The following is a 215-nucleotide window of genomic DNA, read 5'->3' as shown; positions in this document are numbered from 1 at the left end:
AACCAATGCCATCACTGATTTAGTAAATTATATGACCTATACCCATTTGTTATGGATTCGTGTGGAGAACAACTTAACGGGATGTGCGCGTGTGGTTTCTTATAGCATGACGGTGGATTTACTTCCAGAGCCTGTGATTACGACTCCTAATAACTCCCATGTGATTTGTGTGGATGCGGATGGAACACTAGTGCGTGATTTAACCCTTACTGCAG

General features: G+C 42.8%; 1 protein-coding gene. It reads left to right on the top strand.

The window, feature by feature from the left end; translation table 11 throughout:
• A partial coding sequence (locus tag EQG61_RS13855) for a hypothetical protein (protein WP_164974950.1) occupies nucleotides 1-215 on the top strand: 215 nt, incomplete at both ends.

It is taken from the genome of Flavobacterium stagni (assembly GCF_004122105.1).
Classification (GTDB): Bacteria; Bacteroidota; Bacteroidia; order Flavobacteriales; family Flavobacteriaceae; genus Flavobacterium; species Flavobacterium stagni.
The sequence above is the reverse complement of the archived record's forward strand: the minus strand, read 5'-3'. Positions and strand labels throughout refer to the sequence as shown.